This window comes from Paludibaculum fermentans (assembly GCF_051172195.1).
Taxonomy (GTDB): Bacteria; Acidobacteriota; Terriglobia; order Bryobacterales; family Bryobacteraceae; genus Paludibaculum; species Paludibaculum fermentans_A.
The window spans coordinates 3,346,992-3,362,314 of record NZ_JBPJAQ010000001.1 but is presented as its reverse complement, the minus strand read 5'-3'; the positions used below and the strand labels follow the sequence as shown (position 1 = coordinate 3,362,314).

The following is a 15,323-nucleotide window of genomic DNA, read 5'->3' as shown; positions in this document are numbered from 1 at the left end:
GCGCATTGACACAGCGCGGGAGGCCCGAAACAATAGGGTATCCGGATGTTTTTTCAACCTCAGCCCCTGCATTTTGCAGGTATCGGCGGCATCGGCATGAGCGGGCTGGCCGAGATCTATCACGCCCTGGGGTACCCGGTGAGCGGGTCGGACGTGAAGCTCTCCGCCATCACTGCTCGGCTTGCACGGCTGGGGATCCCTGTGCGTGAAGGCCACGCGGCAGCAAACCTGCCAGGCGGCACGGGGGCTTTGATTATCACTTCCGCCCTGCGAGCGGACAACCCCGAACTAGTGGAGGCACGCCGGCGTGGCCTCCCCGTCGTGACGCGCGGCGAGTTGCTGGCTGACCTGATGTCGGGCCGCAACGGAGTGGCTGTGGGCGGAAGTCACGGCAAAACGACCACAACCTCGATGCTCGCCTGCATCGCGTTGGAAGCGGGGCTGGATCCCACTGTGTTCATCGGAACACTGGTACCCTTCCTGGACGGCTCGAACGCCCGGCTGGGCGGAGACCTGATGATCACCGAGTGTGACGAGAGCGACGGATCGTTCCTGGAACTCGCGCCTGCCTACAGCATCATTACGAACATTGACCGCGAGCACCTAGACCACTACGGCACATTTGACAACGCAAAGCAGGCGTTCGTCCGGTTCGCCAACCGCGTGTGCTTCCAGGGCGCTGTGATCCTCTGCCTGGATGACCCAGAAGTGCGCTCTGTGCTTCCGCAGGTGCGGCGCAGAACCATCACGTACGGCTCTTCCCCGGACGCGCAGCTCCAATTGACGGATATCCAGACCGGCACCAGCGGCAGCGCCTTTCGGCTGACTCTTGATGGCAAGGCGCTGGGCTCATTCGAGTTGAATGTGCTGGGCCGCCATAATGTGCTGAACGCAACGGCGGCTATTGCCGCGGCGATGGAACTGGGTGTTCCCACTGATCGGATTCGCTCTGGATTGGCCAACTACCGCGGCACGGGCCGGCGTATGGAGCTCAAAGGAACCGTGCACGGTATCACCGTGATAGACGACTACGGCCATCACCCGACTGAAGTGCGGGCCACACTCGCGGCATTGCGCCTCACGCGTCCACGCCGCCTGGTCGTGCTCTTCCAGCCCCACCGCTACACTCGCACGAAGGCTTTGATGCCCGAGTTCTCTACAGCCTTCGGCGATGCGGACCTGGTGCGGATCGTCGAGCTGTATGAGGCCAGCGAATCGCCGATCGAAGGTGTGAATTCAGAAGCTCTGGCGGAAGCCGTGCGCAGGCAGGGTCATCCGGATTGCCGTTATGCCGGCTCGTTAACCCAGGCGGTGGAAATGATCGCGAGCGAGTTGGAAGAAGGCGACCTTGTACTAACATTGGGCGCGGGCAGCGTCACACAGGCCGGGCCGATGCTCCTGGCCAAGCTCAGAAAGGAATCTTCCGATGGCTAGACGGAAGAAGCAGGAAGAAGAGATCGAAGAGCAGAAGCCTGCTTCCGAGCGGAACGTCGTCTCGAGAGATACGATTCGAATCGCCCTTCGGTTTACGTTTTGGACCTTGTCACTGGTGGTCAGCGTTTTTGTTGTCGCCTGGGTCACCCTGCAAGGGGAACAGTTCCTGACTAACGATCCGCGTTTCCACGTTCCTGCCCGAGGCGCCAGCGCCCGTGACGAAGGTGTCGACGTGCGCGGCCTCAAGAACGCCTCGAAGAGCGCTGTGATGCGTGTCTTCGAGAATGACCGGGGCCGCAGCCTGGCCGATGTGGACCCGGATCGCCGCCGGATGCAGTTGCGGACCGTGGATTGGGTGCGGGATGCCAGCGTGCGCCGCATCTGGCCCAATCACCTGGAAGTGGAAGTGACTGAGCGCGAGCCGGTCGCATTTGTCCAGGTCGCCTCCGGCTTCACCGGCAACTTCGAGAATCCGGTCACCTATAAGCCCATGTTGATCGACGCCGACGGCGTAATTCTGCGCCTGCGGGGTAGCGTGCCAGCGAACCTGCCGCTACTGACGGGTGTCCGCGCCAGCGAGGATGTGGAGGTACGGCGGGCGCGGGTGCTGCGCATGATGCGTATGCTGGATGAGCTGCGCGATTTTCGCGACCGCATTCCGGAGATCGACGTCAGCGACCCGGAGAGCATTCGCATCACCTACCAGATGCAGGACCAGCAGGTGATCTTGATCCTCGGCAACGAGCGATTCCTGGAGCGGTTGAACATCTTTATCCGCCACTATGATGGGATTCGCGACCGCTTGCCGCCCAGGGCTATTCTCGATGTGAGCCTCGAAGGCCGCATCACGGCGATCGAACCCGCGGACGGGACTCACAAGAAATAAGTGTCAAAGAAACCACAACTCGCCGTCGGACTCGATATCGGCAGCGCCTGGACTCGAGTCGTCGTGCTATCGCTGGTCGACAACTGCCTGCACTACCGCGGGCATTCGGCGGTCATCTCGCGCGGCTGGCACCGCGGCCAGATTGCCGATCAGTCCGCCGTCGCGGAAACGGTTAGGCAGGCGGTGCAGCAGGCTGAGCTCAGCTCGGGGGAGCAGATCGGCTCAGTGGTGGTGGGAGTGGGTGGCCCTTCGGCTCGCTCGCAGCAGGGTCGCGGACTCTACGAATTCGGCCACCGGCGGCCGATTGAACGCGGCGACCTGGTCTACGCCGTCGAACTGGCTGCCCGCGCCCGTCTTGACGAAGACCGCTTCCTATTGCAGGTGATGCCGCAGGACTTCACCGTGGACGGACGCCCGCCCATCCCCCATCCTCTCAACATTGAATGCCAGCGCCTGGAGGCGCACGCGCTGCTCATCACCACCTCGATGCAGGAGCACCAGGCGCTGATCTCGGCTGTTCACCAGGCCCACCTCCGGGTGGAAGAAACTGTCTTCGAGGCCATGGCCGCCTCCTACGCCAGCATCCTGCCGGAAGAGCGGGCCGGCGGCGTAGCCCTCGTCGATATTGGATCTCACTCCACGCATATCGTGTACTATGATGGCGACGCCCTGCTGTACGCCGTGGGCATCCCCATCTCGGGCGATCATTTCACACGCGATCTGGGGGAACTGAAGGCACTCTCGTTTGATGAGGCCGAACGGGTCAAGTTCGCGCATGGCTGCGCGCTGCTGGGCCTGACGGCGGATAATATTGTCATAGAGCTGCCCGCGGAAGCGGGCCGGCCCGGCCGCGAGATCAATCGCCGCGATCTGATCGAGATTCTGGAAGCGCGGGCCGTGCAGTTGTTCGATATTGTGGAGCGCTGCCGTGTGCGCTATGCGCGGGAAACTCCACTCCGCGAAGGGGTTGTCCTTTGCGGGGGCGGGTCGCAACTGGAAGGAATGGTAGAGGTGACCGAAAAGGTCCTGGGGTGCCCGGCACGGCTGGGATTCCCCCGGGGCATCATCGACTGGCCCGAGGATTTATCTAGTCCAGTCTGGACTACTTCGGCCGGTTTGGCCATGTACTCCGCCCGTTTGCAGACCCGCAAAGACAAAAAAGGCGGCGGGCCGAGCATCTGGAGCCTGTTTACGGGAAAATGAAAGGAACTCATGCCTGACCTCGACGCACTCAAATTCGAAATCCAAGACGAGACGCTGGGCGGTACGCGCATCAAAGTGGTCGGTGTGGGCGGCGGCGGATCCAATGCCGTGAACCGCATGGTGGCCTCCGGTGTGGGCGGCGTCGAGTTCTTCGTAATGAACACCGACGCGCAAGCCCTGCGAACATCCAAGATTGTCAATAAGATAGCGCTCGGTACTCGCATCACCCACGGTTTGGGCGCCGGCTCTGATCCCGAGATCGGCCGGCAGGCAGCGCTCGAGGATACCGACAGGATCATTGAGGTCCTGGAAGGCGCCGATATGGTCTTTGTGGCAGCCGGCCTCGGGGGCGGTACCGGTACCGGTGCGGCTCCGGTCATCGCGGCTCTCGCTAAAGAACTGAATGCATTGACGATCGCCGTCGTTACGAAGCCATTCAGCTTTGAAGGCCCGCGCCGTATGAACCAGGCCGAACGGGGCTTGGCCGAACTCCACGCCACCGTCGATTGTGTGATTTCGATCCCCAACGACCGGCTGGTGGACCTCGTTCCGGCAGGCACCAGCTTCTTCGAAGCATTCCGCATGGCTGACGATGTGCTGCGCCAGGGCGTTCAAGGCATTAGCGATATCATCACCACTCCGGGCTTGATCAACCGCGATTTTGCCGACGTCCGCGCAATTATGCTCGGCATGGGCTTCGCCATGATGGGCACCGCCTCCGCCAAGGGCCCCAATGCGGCCGTCGAAGCAGCCAAAGCCGCCATCCAGTGCCCCTTGCTGGAAGAGGGCGGCCTGAAGGGCGCCCGCGCCATCCTGCTCAACATCACTGCTTCCGGCGCGTTATCGCTGCATGAGATGCACGACGCCTGCAAACTCATCCGGGACGCCACCGGCAATGAAGACGTGCAGATCAACTTCGGGCTTGTGCCGGACGACAACCTGGACGACGAAGTAAAAATCACGGTGATCGCCACGGGCTTCCAGCGCGACAATCTGCCGCAGGTGGACCCAATGCACGTGTCCGCAACCCGCAGCGGCGCACCCAAGGTTCTCAATCCTGCACCGGTGCCCAACAGCACCCTGATGCCGGTCACCCAGCAACCATTCCCGTCGATGCAGTTCCCCCCTGGTACCGAACCGATGTTCACTTCGGTGGAGATGCCGGGGCAGGAAAACTACTCCGATGTGACCCTCGATGTGGAGATCGAGCCTGAAGAAGAATCGGCCGTTGCGACCGCAGCGGAGGCAGAACTGCCGCCACAATTGCCGCCGAAACCGGCTCCGCAGGGGGATGACGACGCATTCTCCCTGGATGATCTGGACACCCCCGCGTTTTTGAGGCGGGAGCGGAAGCTGTTCCAATAATGTCGGCCTCGGCTACCGCACGTGGAACGGACCAGATGATATTACGCGGAGGCAGGCCTCTTTCGGGTGAGGTTGCGCTCAAAGGCGCCAAGAACGCCCTGCCCAAGATCATGGTGGCCGCGTTGCTGACGGCAGAACGGTGCACGCTGCGCAACGTTTCGCGCATCGTGGATGTCGCAATCGTCAGTGATCTCATCACCGCTCTGGGCGGTGAGGTCACCTACACCTCTCCGGATGTGCTGGAGATCTGCGCCGCGAACCTCCACCCCATGGAGCGCAGCGTCCTTAAGGAATTCACCGGCAAGAGCCGCATTCCGATTCTGACCTGCGGACCCCTGCTGGCCCGTTTCGGTGAAGCGCCGGTCCCGTCGCTGGGCGGCTGCCGAATCGGCACCCGTCCCGTGGACTTTCATATCCGCGCCCTGCAGGACATGGGCGCACAACTGCACGACCAGTCGGGCAATGCGCATCTCACCTGCGAACGGCTCTACGGCAACAAGATCCGGTTGGAATACCCCAGCGTCGGCGCCACGGAACAGGTAATCCTGGCCGCCGTGCGTGCCGAAGGGGTCACGGAACTCTCCAACGCGGCCATGGAACCCGAGATCATGGATCTCATCATGGTGCTCCAGAAGATGGGCGCCGTCATCAGCGTGGACGTTGACCGCGTCATCACCATCATTGGCGTCAAGGCACTGCGGGGCTTTGACCACACCCCGATCCCTGACCGGCTCGAAGCCGCCTCCTGGGCCTCGGCCGCCATCGCCACTAACGGCCGCATCTTCGTCCGCAACGCGCGCCAGGTGGACATGATGACTTTCCTCAACCGCTACCGGCAGATCGGCGGCGATTTCCGGGTCACCAATGAAGGCATTGAATTCTGGCGGGCGGGCGGCAAACTGCGCTCTTCGGCTCTGGAAACCGACGTCCACCCCGGCTTCACTACCGACTATCAGCAGCCCTTCGTTATCGCTTTGACCCAGGCGGAAGGCGTTTCCATTGTCCACGAAACGGTTTACGAGCAGCGCTTCGGCTACATCGACGCGCTCAACCGCATGGGTGCGCAGATTCAGCTCTACCGGGAGTGCCTGGGCGGCCTTCGCTGCCGCTTCGGGCAACGGAACTACAAACACAGCGCCGTAATTGTGGGCCCAACACCGTTGCGCGGCGCCGAGATTAATATTCCCGACCTGCGGGCCGGCTTCAGCTATGTGATCGCGGCCCTGGTGGCGGAAGGCGAATCCACGCTCACCAACACGGGCCTGATTGAGCGCGGCTATGAAGACCTTGTGGGTAAGCTGCTTCGGCTAGGAGCCCAGATCGTCGACGCCTGAGGCTTCGCGGCGCACGCCGTGGACGTGGTAGGGAACGTAGTAGCGCGGATCATCGTCCCGGGTGACGAGATCGAACCCGCAGTCTGTCAGGAATTCGCGGACGAAGCCCAGCGTACGGAAATCCTCACCCTCGCCGCGCCCTGCGCGGAAGTCGTGCGCGGCGATGCACACATGCGCCGTTCTCATCATGGCGCTGCGGCAACCGGGCAAGGCCTGCCGCTCCGCTCCCTCGATATTCATCTTGAGGAAATCGATGTGGTCGAGTCCCATTTCAGCGGCCAGGCTGTCGAACGTCACGCCTTCCACCGGGAAGCTGGTGGGCGTCGCGTCTCCACTGCGCACGAAGTTCGACTCCCAGACAGGGAGAGTCTCAATATGCAACCGGGCCGGAACGTCCACACAGGCGACATTCAGGGTCTGGACATTGCCTAACCCATTCAGTTCACAGAAACGATTGAGTACACGGTAGTTCGTCGGGTGCGCTTCGATGGCCCACACATGACCCTCTGACCCGACCTTCTGCGAGAAGGCGAAAACATCTTCCCCTCGTCCCGCTCCGATGTCCACAATCACATCGCCAGCCTTCGGCTTGTAGACGTGAAACCAGTAATCGTCAGCATCGCGGACGTATTTCGTCGCCATGTGACACCAGCGGTCCCAACGAGGTTGTGCAGTCTGGAATAGCTCCGGATCGGGGAACGAAATCCCTTCCGCCCTCCGGATCCACATCCCGTCCCACAGGATCTCTATCGGTTCGCCGCTGGCGGCTCGGGCAGCCCTGGTGGCCAAGCGCGCCAGTTCTTCTCTCGACCCCGGCCTGTCCAGTTCGCGGACCGTCTCCTCAGCAATCCACATGATCTGCAAAGAAGTGGTCGATGGACGCCCTCATCTGGGCTGAGACGTTCTTCGGCAGCGAGTTCATTTCCTCGGAGCTGAGCGGCTTGAAGTTCTTCGCCACGTTCGTATTGAAGTCGATGTGCTCCAGCTCCGGCATGCCCACCGTAGTGGCCGTCACGGGCAGCGACATCGCGTACCGCAGCAGCATCTCAGGCGCCGCCTTGCCCAGCAACTTCTCCTGGGCGAAGACCTTCATGGCCGTCAGGCCCATCTTCTTCTTCAACGCTACCGGCATCGCCACGGATTCGAACCCGGAAGCGCCGGTCTGGCCCTGGCCCGCTTTGTCGGACGGAGCCGCGTTCCCGATTTGGGCGATATTCAACGCCATCTGCGTCGAGTCAAAGTCGTTGTGCTCCAGCGCGGCCTTCAGCACCTGCGGATTCTGGTGGCATGTGACTCCAATGAAGCGCGCGACTTTCTGCTCACGCAGTTTGTACATCGCCTTCAACTGGCCGTTCGCCCCTTCAATCTTGGCGAGGTCGTCTTCGTTGCCCAATGCGTGGATGTGCATCAGGTCTACCTGGCTGACGCCGAGATTCTTCAACGAACGATCAACGATGCGCATCGTATCGTCGTACGACCGGTCGCCGCCAATCTTCGTGACCAGGAAGAAGTTCTTCTTGTGGGACTTGAGATACTGGCCCACCCACTGCTCGCTCTGGCCGTCTCCATAGCTGGCAGCCGAGTCCACGTACGTCACGCCGGCCTTCAGCGCGCGTTCGAGGGCAGGAAGACCCTTATCAGGGGTCTTGTATGCCAGCCAGCGGCTGCCGGCGCCGAACGCCAGCAAGCTGACCTTCTCTCCGGTGCGACCCAGAGTTCGCATCGGCATTCCGGTTTGGGCGTCAATTTCAGTGGCGAGCGCCGCAAGCGCGGCGGATGTCAAAAAGGACCTTCGGGAAATGCTCATGGTGACTCCTTCTCGCAAATGGCATTGTATCAGTAAGGGTGTAGTGGAAAGCGACTGAACATCCTACTTCGCTCCAGCGGGATCACTCAACTCGCTAGTTGTTGCCTTGCGAAACAGTCTGGTCCGGACAGCTGAACGCGTCAACCAGCTTGGGCGCGCTGGGGCAGGTTTTGTGAACGGCCACGGCCAGGCCGACCGTCGTCAGCAAAATGAGCAACAGCGGGATCCAGGTTGCACCGAATACGCTGCGCAGCCATCCCTTCGCCTCGGCCTTCTTTGCGGCGCCCGTCAGGCACGAGGCAAGCAGCGCGTTCAGCGCGATATCGGGAAGAATCTGCGGGGCCGCGTAGATCAAATAGCCACCCGCGCCGAAGAGCACCATGACGAGCAATGCCAGCAGGGCAATAATCCAGATTCCGTCGTCCAGGTCGATGTCCAGATCCAGGCTAGGGAAGCTGATGCCGTGCCCGCCGCCTCCGCCCGCCGAAACCGGCGACGCCCCGGTGTCCGCGACGCCCCAGACATCCGAAGCCCCGCCGCCACCTGAGTCGCCGCCACCAAAGGACATCGACATTCCACCACTTGCCGGCGCGCTGCCTCCGGAAGAGCCGCCCCAGAAGGGAATGTCCACATTGCCCAGGTCCACTCCGGAACCGAAGCCGGAGCCCGCCTGCTTCCGCGATGGCACGTCCAGTAGTACATAGGCCACCCAAAGCCGCGTCAAACCCACGAAGACAAGGTAGGCAATCAACACCGCCAGCGGATAGCGCACCAGCACCGCGGTGAGTCCAGCCATCAGCAGGAGCTTGCTCGCCAGCACTCCACTCGAGGTGGTGGCCACCAGCAGCAGGCCCATGTGGAAGCGGACGAAATACTGCCGCAGCACACGCTGACGGAACTTCTTCGCCACGGACCCGCTATCCAGCCGGCGGAAACCCTGTTTCGTCTTCAATCGACCCTCCTCCGGAAACTGCTCACAGCGCTCACTCACCCAGAAGGTGAGCAGCCACGCTGCGGTGGTGGGATGACGTGCGGTGTTCGAAAAGATAGATCCCCTGCCAGGTGCCCAAGGCCAGGCGTCCGCCGATCAGGGGAATCGAGAGCTGGACTCCCGTCAGCACACTGCGGATGTGGGCCGGCATATCATCCGCCCCCTCCATCGTGTGAACATACTGCCGGTTGTCCTCCGGCGCAATGCGCTCGAAGTAGTGCTTCAAGTCCGTCTGGACATCCGGATCGGCGTTCTCCTGAATGATGAGCGACGCTGACGTGTGCCGGCAGAACAAAGTCAGCAGACCGGTCCGGAGTTGTTCGCTCCGGACCCAGGTTTCCACTTCCGGGGTGAACTCATAGAGCCCCTTGCCACGCGTGCGGATCGTGAACTCCTGTACAGCCTGCCGCATCTCGTGGCCGGGGATCTACTCGACCGTCACGCTCTTCGCCAGGTTGCGCGGCTGATCCACGTCGCAGCCGCGGCGGACGGCGATGTGGTACGCCAACAGTTGCAGCGGCACTACTTCCAGGATGGGCAGTAGCAGTTCTCGTGTCGGAGGCACCCAGATGACGTGGTCGGCCGACCTGGTCACGTCGTTCATGCCTTCCGTGGCCACCGCGACCACCTTCCCGCCGCGCGCCTTGACCTCCTGGATATTCGAGAGCGTCTTCTCATACCGCAGCACGCTCGCCTCATCCTCGGGATCCGCGGTCGCCAGCACCACCGTGGGTAGCGACTCGTCAATCAGCGCGTTCGGCCCGTGCTTCATCTCGCCGGCTGGATAGCCTTCAGCGTGAATGTAAGAGATCTCCTTGAGCTTCAAAGCGCCTTCCAGCGCGATGGGATAGTGGATACCGCGGCCCAGGTACAGGAAGTCAGTCGATTTGAAGAGCCACTTCACCAGGTCTTCGTAGTGGGCTTCGGCCGAGAGCACATGTTCCAGCTTGGCTGGGATCCGCAGCAGCTCCTGCGCGAGATCCTGCGACTGTTCCGGAGTCTGGCGGCCCCGGGCCTGTCCCAGGTACATCGCGAGGATAAACAACGCCGTCAACTGAGCCGTAAACGCCTTGGTCGAGGCCACGCCGATCTCAGGCCCTGCGTGGGTGAGCAGCGTGCCCGCCGCCTCGCGCGAGATCATCGACCCCATCACGTTGCAGATGGAAAGCGTGCGCGAGCCCTTGCTCTTCGCTTCCCTCTGCGCCGCCAGCGTATCGGCCGTCTCGCCGGACTGCGAAATCAGCACCGTCAGTGAGTTCGGATTGACGATTGGATCCCGATAGCGGAACTCACTGCCATAGTCCACTTCCACCGGTATGCGCGCCAGCCGCTCGATCATGAACTTGCCGGCCAGAGCGGCGTGCCACGACGTACCGCAGGCGACAATCCGGACATTCTGGAATTCGGCAAACTCCTTCGGCTGGATCTGCATCTCATCCAGGAACACCCGGCCGCTCTCCTGGCCCACGCGGCCCAGGATCGTATCGCGGACGGCACGCGGCTGCTCATAGATTTCCTTGAGCATGAAATGCTTGTAGCCGCCCTTTTCCGCCATGATCGGATCCCACAGGATGTGCGAAACCTGCCGCTTCACGGGCCGGCCATCCAGATCCATCAGGCGGACTCCATCCGCGGTCAGCACAGCGATATCGCCGTCGTGCAGGAAAAAGACGTCGCGGGTGTGGCTGAGAATGGCCGGCACGTCGGATGCAACGAAATACTCGCCCTCGCCCAGTCCCACCACGACAGGGGGGCCATTTCGCGCGGCTACGATCTTGCCGGGATCCAGGCGTGAGATCGCCGCGACGGCAAATACACCCCGCAGCCGGCCCACCGCCAGACGTACAGCCTCTTCCAGGCTGCCCTGAAAATACTTTTCAATCAGGTGCGGAATGATCTCGGTATCGGTTTCGGTCTGGAACACATGGCCTTCGCCCTCGAGTTCCTGCTTCAGCGCCAGGTAATTCTCGACGATGCCGTTGTGAACCACCACGATGTCGCCTTTGGAGTCGCGATGCGGATGCGCGTTCTCTTCTGTAGGCCGTCCATGCGTCGCCCAACGGGTATGGCCTATGCCATACAAACCATCCACAGGCGACAGGCGAACAGCCTCTTCCAGGTTATGGAGCTTCCCGGAAACGCGCCGCAGATGGAGGTTCATTTCCTGGTCGACAACAGCCAGGCCAGCAGAGTCGTAACCGCGATACTCCAGGCGGCGCAACCCTTCCAGCAGGATGGGGACAGGTTTCTTATTGCCAACGTAACCGATGATTCCGCACATAGCTATCCTCCGAGTTTCGCCGCGCGGAGCGGCGGTCTAGCTGATCAACTCCACCCTGTACTCTTCGATGACGGGGTTCGAAAGCACCTCGGCGGCTATCCGGTCGAGCTCCACCTTGGCCGTTTCCAGGCTGGTCCCTTCGGCGAGTTCGATTTCAAAATACTTCCCCTGGCGCACGGCGGCGATTTCGGCGTGGCCCATGCCGTTGAGGGCGCGAGCGATCGTCTGACCCTGCGGATCGAGAACGGTCTTTTTCATGGTGACGTAGACGTGGGCTTTCATTGGGCTTCTTTAGAGTTTAGCGGACATGGCAAGTCCTGTGGAGGAATCCCCCGAAAGTACCAGGACTTTGACCTGACCGGCGATTCTCGCTATATTGCGCTGAGTCCGATCAAGTCTGGGGACGGACCACGCTTCTATTCCTGAGGAGGAACCTCTATGTCCAACAACGTGCCCACCGGGGCCGAGTTTAAAGAGCAATTGCGCGCCGGCGCCCCTAAGATGGGGCTGTTTCTCAATTCACACAGTCCGACCGTGGCCGAACAACTCGCTCACAGCGGCTACGACTGGCTGCTCGTCGACACCCAGCACGGTCCCATGGACCACGAAAAGCTGTCCAACATGCTGTGCGCCATCGCCAGCGGCGGAGCCAAGTCAATGGTCCGCGTGGCCGGCTATCACGACCGCGGTGGTATCCAACAGGCCCTCGACCTTGGCGCCGACGGCGTCCTCGTGCCCTACATCAATACGGCGGAAGAGGCGCGGCAGGCGGTAAGTTGCACCCGCTACCCCACCGCCGGCACCCGCTCCGTCTACTTTCCGCAGCGCAGCATGAACAAGGCTGGCCTGCTCGGCTACGCCGGCAATGCCAACAAGAATGTGATCGTCGCGCTGCAGGTGGAAACCGCGGCCTGCATCGAAAACATGGTGGAGATCGCCGCCGTGCCCGGTGTCGATATGCTCTTCCTGGGCCAGAACGACCTCTGCATGTCGATGGGTCTCTATGAAAAGTATGAGTTCCCCCACATGTACACCTCGCCGGAACTGCAGGCGGCCACCGACACCCTCATCGCCGAGGCACGCAAGAATAACGTGATCCTGGGGCTGTTCCTCTTCGGCACTACCCGCGTCGCGGAGTTCCTCGCCAAAGGCTTCAGCTTCATCAGTGTCGGCAACGACCTGCATCACGTCCTCACGCAGTCGGCCGCCTACGTCCAGGACCTCGAGAAGATCGCCGCCACGGAAGGGAAGCTCTGGAGCCGCCGTCCCACGGCGTTGTTCTAGCCTTTTTGTAAGAACAGCCGGCGGCGCAATAGGCCAAATCAAGCACAAGCTGCTGAACTTGGCAAGTGATCTAACCGTTAGACAGTGCGGCCCATCTCCAAATCAGGAGATGGGCCGTTTTTCATTTTCTGAAACCAAACAATTCCTCGGATCGTCTATAATACTAAGTAAGTCGGCCAAGTAGTCCTTCCTTATTTCTCCCTCACGCTCGGGGAAAAACCAAACGGAGAAAATCAATTGATCAAACCAAACGCTACTCGTGTGTCTCTGCTGGCCCTCCTTGTGCTGGCCCCGGCATCCCTGCTTTCCGCTGCGAACGCCAAAGAGGCCCCGCTCAAGGAAAGCATCGCGCTGATGCAGGACATCGCGGGCGCGACGAATGGTATTCGGGAAACGGCCGCCCGCATTGAGTCCTTCAACCGGACTCCTATGCAGCTCAGCCGTATGTCCCATTCTTATCAGCTGAATGAACTGCGTGAACAGGTGAATGCCCTCGCTCCGGCCGTCAACCGCCTGGAAGAAATCGGCGCCTCCCTTGGAACGCCGGAACAGCAGACCATCGCACGCGCCGGTATTGCGGCACGGGCACTGGCTGCCGAGGTCAATGCCACGATCCTCAAGCAGAATGAGATCGAAGGCAACCCCAGCCTGAACTGGGATTACTGCCGGCTCGTCAAGGCTGTCTACAGCCGGGCGAATGCGCTCAACAAGAGCCTGGACGCCGCCGCGGATTACACCAAGGCACGTGGCCGGGCCGAGCAGAACGGCATCATTCCGGCTCCGGCCGAATAGACCCGCCTAAGAACGGGGCAAATGCAGGTGGCTTTGCTGCCTCCATTTGCCCCGGATCTTTTCAGCCCGATCATTTGTTAATTACGGCAATCAGAATTCGAGCCCGATCGATCGCATCAATTCCAGTGCGTTGCTCTTCGCGACAATGCCCGGCCGGATTCTGTAATCGAATCGCATCTGTCCGTCTTCCATCCGATCCTCGAAGTGCATATTGACGCCCCGCGGCTCCACCTGATCCGCAATATGCGTCAATGCCAGGTCATGCGTAGTCACCAGCCCGATCGCGCCTCGCCTCACCAGCCCCTGAATCACTCCAGCCGCGCCAATCCGCCTGTCGTGCGAGTTCGTCCCGCTCAAGACCTCATCCAGGAGAAACAGCAGCGGCAGGCCCTGCTTCGTCAATTCCACAATGCGCCGCAGCAGTACGATCTCCGCGAAGAACCGCGAGTTGCCCTCTTGCAGTGAATCCACCACGCGGATCGAGGCGCCCACCGCCACGGGCGAGACAACCAATCGCTTCGCCCGCACCGGAGCGCCCGCCAGCGCCATCACCACACTCACGCCCACCGTTCGCAGCATGGTGCTCTTGCCCGACATATTCGAACCGCTGATCACGATCAAGGGCTGCGTTCCGTCCAGGCGAACGCTGTTCGCGACAACCCGGCCGGGCGGCAGTAATGGATGCGCCAGTTCTTCCCCGTTGAGTACAGTCTGCCCTTCGGCTATCTCAGGGAAGCGGTCTTCCGGGTGCTCCCACGCATAGCCGGCCAGCGCCAGCAACGCTTCCATTTCACCCAATGTTCTCAACCATTCCGGGATGGATGGACCATACACCCGGCGCCATTGCTCGATCGCCCAGGAGCAGTTCAACCCCCACATCAGGATCAATCCGATCGGAGCAAAAAGCTGATTGCGGCGCAGATCCAACAGCCCGACCAGGCGCGCCAGTCCCGCCACCTGCTTGGACGGCGTGACCCCGCTCGCATCCAGGCTGCCTCGCAACTCCAGCAGCTTCGAGGAAGTGAAATCCTCCCGCTCCAACCGGCCCAGCAAAGACGAGATCAGGCCCAGTTCCCGCGAAGGCTCCTCCAGCCCGCTCAGCACTTGAAACACCTTCGGCCGCATGCGGTACGAGAAGATGATCTGGGCCAGCAGCGCAACTAGAAACGGGATTCGGACGCCAGTCGCAGCCATTACCCCAAACGAAGCCAATGTGCACACCGGCAGCAGCAAGGCTGCCGCACGATGGCCCACCGTCAACCCCACAGGCGGAGCGGTACCCCAGCGCATGAGCGTATCGGGATGCACGGCCGCGCGCACATCTTCGCCCATCAGCGCCAGTTGTTCCCTCAATTCCACTCGCGGCTGCAAATCCCGCACCGCGCCCTGCCGGGCTTCAATCTCCGCTTTCGAAGCTCCGTGCAGCAGCCACTGCGCCAGCGTCTCTTCCCCGCCCCGCGTGCGCGCCGTGCAAAGCAACTCAAACAGCGAATTGCGCCCAAACAGGTCCAGCGAAGCCGCGTACGGATGATCCGCCGGTTCGAACTCAGCTCCAGTCACACCCCGTCCTGGCCACGAGCCATCCAGGCGCGCCAGTCCATCCTGATACAGTTTCACCGCCCGCTGAGCCATCTTTTGGGCGCGTAGCGCAGCATCGTGCCGGATCATCAGCACCACGAAGATCACGATTGGCAAAGGCAGCCACCACGGCGAAGCACCGCGGTGCACAAATACCAGCCAGAACAGGAAGACACCCGCCAGGGCCACGGCCAGGCGGGCATTCCCGATCCTGCTCGCCAGGGCCGCATGACGCTGGGCTGCCGCCTGGTATTCGTCCAGCCGGCGTTGATATTCAGACAATGGAGTCACGCTTGCTTCATTGTAGGCAATGCAGCCCGTCGTCCCGCGCTCGCAGTAATTTCGTTGACAATTCGTTTACCTGTCCG

The 15,323-nt window shown here is 61.5% G+C and carries 14 protein-coding genes; 7 read left to right on the top strand and 7 right to left on the bottom strand.

All coding sequences use genetic code 11. The features are described from left to right. The first annotated feature begins 45 nt into the window (after positions 1-45). Genes murC through murA form a run of 5 tightly spaced genes read left to right on the top strand, consistent with a single transcriptional unit; the run spans position 46 to position 6,222 of the window. A complete protein-coding gene (gene murC / locus ACR9Y2_RS13635; RefSeq protein ID WP_435041878.1) occupies positions 46-1,434 on the top strand; it encodes a UDP-N-acetylmuramate--L-alanine ligase in 1,389 nt (462 codons plus the stop codon). Then, a complete protein-coding gene (locus ACR9Y2_RS13630; RefSeq protein WP_435041877.1) occupies positions 1,427-2,320 on the top strand; it encodes a cell division protein FtsQ/DivIB in 894 nt (297 codons plus the stop codon). Before murC ends, ACR9Y2_RS13630 begins: the two co-directional genes overlap by 8 nt. Beyond that, on the top strand, positions 2,321-3,523 hold the full coding sequence (gene ftsA / locus ACR9Y2_RS13625; RefSeq protein ID WP_435041876.1) for a cell division protein FtsA: 1,203 nt from the start codon (positions 2,321-2,323) through the stop codon (positions 3,521-3,523). Positions 3,524-3,532: 9 nt separating this feature from the next. Then, positions 3,533-4,888, top strand: coding sequence for a cell division protein FtsZ (gene ftsZ / locus ACR9Y2_RS13620; RefSeq protein WP_435041875.1), 1,356 nt, complete (start codon positions 3,533-3,535; stop codon positions 4,886-4,888). Positions 4,889-4,923: 35 nt separating this feature from the next. Continuing rightward, positions 4,924-6,222, top strand: a complete 1,299-nt coding sequence (gene murA / locus ACR9Y2_RS13615) for a UDP-N-acetylglucosamine 1-carboxyvinyltransferase (RefSeq protein ID WP_435041874.1) — start codon at positions 4,924-4,926, stop codon at positions 6,220-6,222. Here the strand turns inward: murA and ACR9Y2_RS13610 are convergent. From ACR9Y2_RS13610 to purS, 6 genes are all read right to left on the bottom strand, one after another. Next, positions 6,196-7,077, bottom strand: a complete 882-nt coding sequence (locus ACR9Y2_RS13610) for an FkbM family methyltransferase (RefSeq protein WP_435041873.1) — start codon at positions 7,075-7,077, stop codon at positions 6,196-6,198. The two genes, murA and ACR9Y2_RS13610, sit on opposite strands and share 27 nt — an antisense overlap. After that, complete coding sequence (locus tag ACR9Y2_RS13605; protein WP_435041871.1) at positions 7,064-7,945, bottom strand: aldo/keto reductase; 882 nt, start codon at positions 7,943-7,945, stop codon at positions 7,064-7,066. The genes ACR9Y2_RS13610 and ACR9Y2_RS13605 overlap by 14 nt, the downstream gene beginning before the upstream one ends. Before the next feature lie 178 nt (positions 7,946-8,123). Beyond that, positions 8,124-8,981 (bottom strand): hypothetical protein, encoded by an 858-nt coding sequence (locus ACR9Y2_RS13600; protein WP_435041870.1) that lies wholly within the window; start codon positions 8,979-8,981, stop codon positions 8,124-8,126. A gap of 31 nt (positions 8,982-9,012) precedes the next feature. Continuing rightward, the gene (locus ACR9Y2_RS13595; RefSeq protein ID WP_435041869.1) at positions 9,013-9,432 is read right to left on the bottom strand and encodes a secondary thiamine-phosphate synthase enzyme YjbQ; all 420 of its coding nucleotides are present in this window, start codon (positions 9,430-9,432) and stop codon (positions 9,013-9,015) included. 15 nt (positions 9,433-9,447) lie between these two features. After that, on the bottom strand, positions 9,448-11,301 hold the full coding sequence (gene glmS, locus ACR9Y2_RS13590) for a glutamine--fructose-6-phosphate transaminase (isomerizing) (RefSeq protein WP_435041868.1): 1,854 nt from the start codon (positions 11,299-11,301) through the stop codon (positions 9,448-9,450). Positions 11,302-11,337: 36 nt separating this feature from the next. Then, on the bottom strand, positions 11,338-11,583 hold the full coding sequence (gene purS / locus ACR9Y2_RS13585; protein ID WP_435041866.1) for a phosphoribosylformylglycinamidine synthase subunit PurS: 246 nt from the start codon (positions 11,581-11,583) through the stop codon (positions 11,338-11,340). 156 nt (positions 11,584-11,739) lie between these two features. On the opposite strand from purS, the gene ACR9Y2_RS13580 reads away from it, so the two are divergent. After that, entirely contained in the window at positions 11,740-12,585 is an 846-nt protein-coding gene (locus ACR9Y2_RS13580; protein WP_435041864.1) for an HpcH/HpaI aldolase family protein, read from the top strand. A gap of 237 nt (positions 12,586-12,822) precedes the next feature. After that, complete coding sequence (locus ACR9Y2_RS13575; protein ID WP_435041863.1) at positions 12,823-13,377, top strand: hypothetical protein; 555 nt, start codon at positions 12,823-12,825, stop codon at positions 13,375-13,377. A gap of 90 nt (positions 13,378-13,467) precedes the next feature. On the opposite strand, the gene ACR9Y2_RS13570 is transcribed toward ACR9Y2_RS13575, so the two are convergent. Then, positions 13,468-15,246, bottom strand: a complete 1,779-nt coding sequence (locus ACR9Y2_RS13570; RefSeq protein ID WP_435041862.1) for a MutS-related protein — start codon at positions 15,244-15,246, stop codon at positions 13,468-13,470. Between the last annotated feature and the right edge of the window lie 77 nt (positions 15,247-15,323).

What these genes read in the sequence shown, in the direction of transcription:
- murC (WP_435041878.1), top strand. Translation starts at nt 46, where the DNA reads ATGTTTTTTCAACCTCAGCCCCTGCATTTTGCAGGTATCGGCGGCATC.
- ACR9Y2_RS13630 (WP_435041877.1), top strand. Translation starts at nt 1,427, where the DNA reads ATGGCTAGACGGAAGAAGCAGGAAGAAGAGATCGAAGAGCAGAAGCCT.
- ftsZ (WP_435041875.1), top strand. Translation starts at nt 3,533, where the DNA reads ATGCCTGACCTCGACGCACTCAAATTCGAAATCCAAGACGAGACGCTG.
- murA (WP_435041874.1), top strand. Translation starts at nt 4,924, where the DNA reads ATGATATTACGCGGAGGCAGGCCTCTTTCGGGTGAGGTTGCGCTCAAA.
- ACR9Y2_RS13610 (WP_435041873.1), bottom strand. Translation starts at nt 7,077, where the DNA reads ATGTGGATTGCTGAGGAGACGGTCCGCGAACTGGACAGGCCGGGGTCG.
- ACR9Y2_RS13605 (WP_435041871.1), bottom strand. Translation starts at nt 7,945, where the DNA reads ATGCGAACTCTGGGTCGCACCGGAGAGAAGGTCAGCTTGCTGGCGTTC.
- ACR9Y2_RS13595 (WP_435041869.1), bottom strand. Translation starts at nt 9,432, where the DNA reads ATGCGGCAGGCTGTACAGGAGTTCACGATCCGCACGCGTGGCAAGGGG.
- glmS (WP_435041868.1), bottom strand. Translation starts at nt 11,301, where the DNA reads ATGTGCGGAATCATCGGTTACGTTGGCAATAAGAAACCTGTCCCCATC.
- purS (WP_435041866.1), bottom strand. Translation starts at nt 11,583, where the DNA reads ATGAAAGCCCACGTCTACGTCACCATGAAAAAGACCGTTCTCGATCCG.
- ACR9Y2_RS13580 (WP_435041864.1), top strand. Translation starts at nt 11,740, where the DNA reads ATGTCCAACAACGTGCCCACCGGGGCCGAGTTTAAAGAGCAATTGCGC.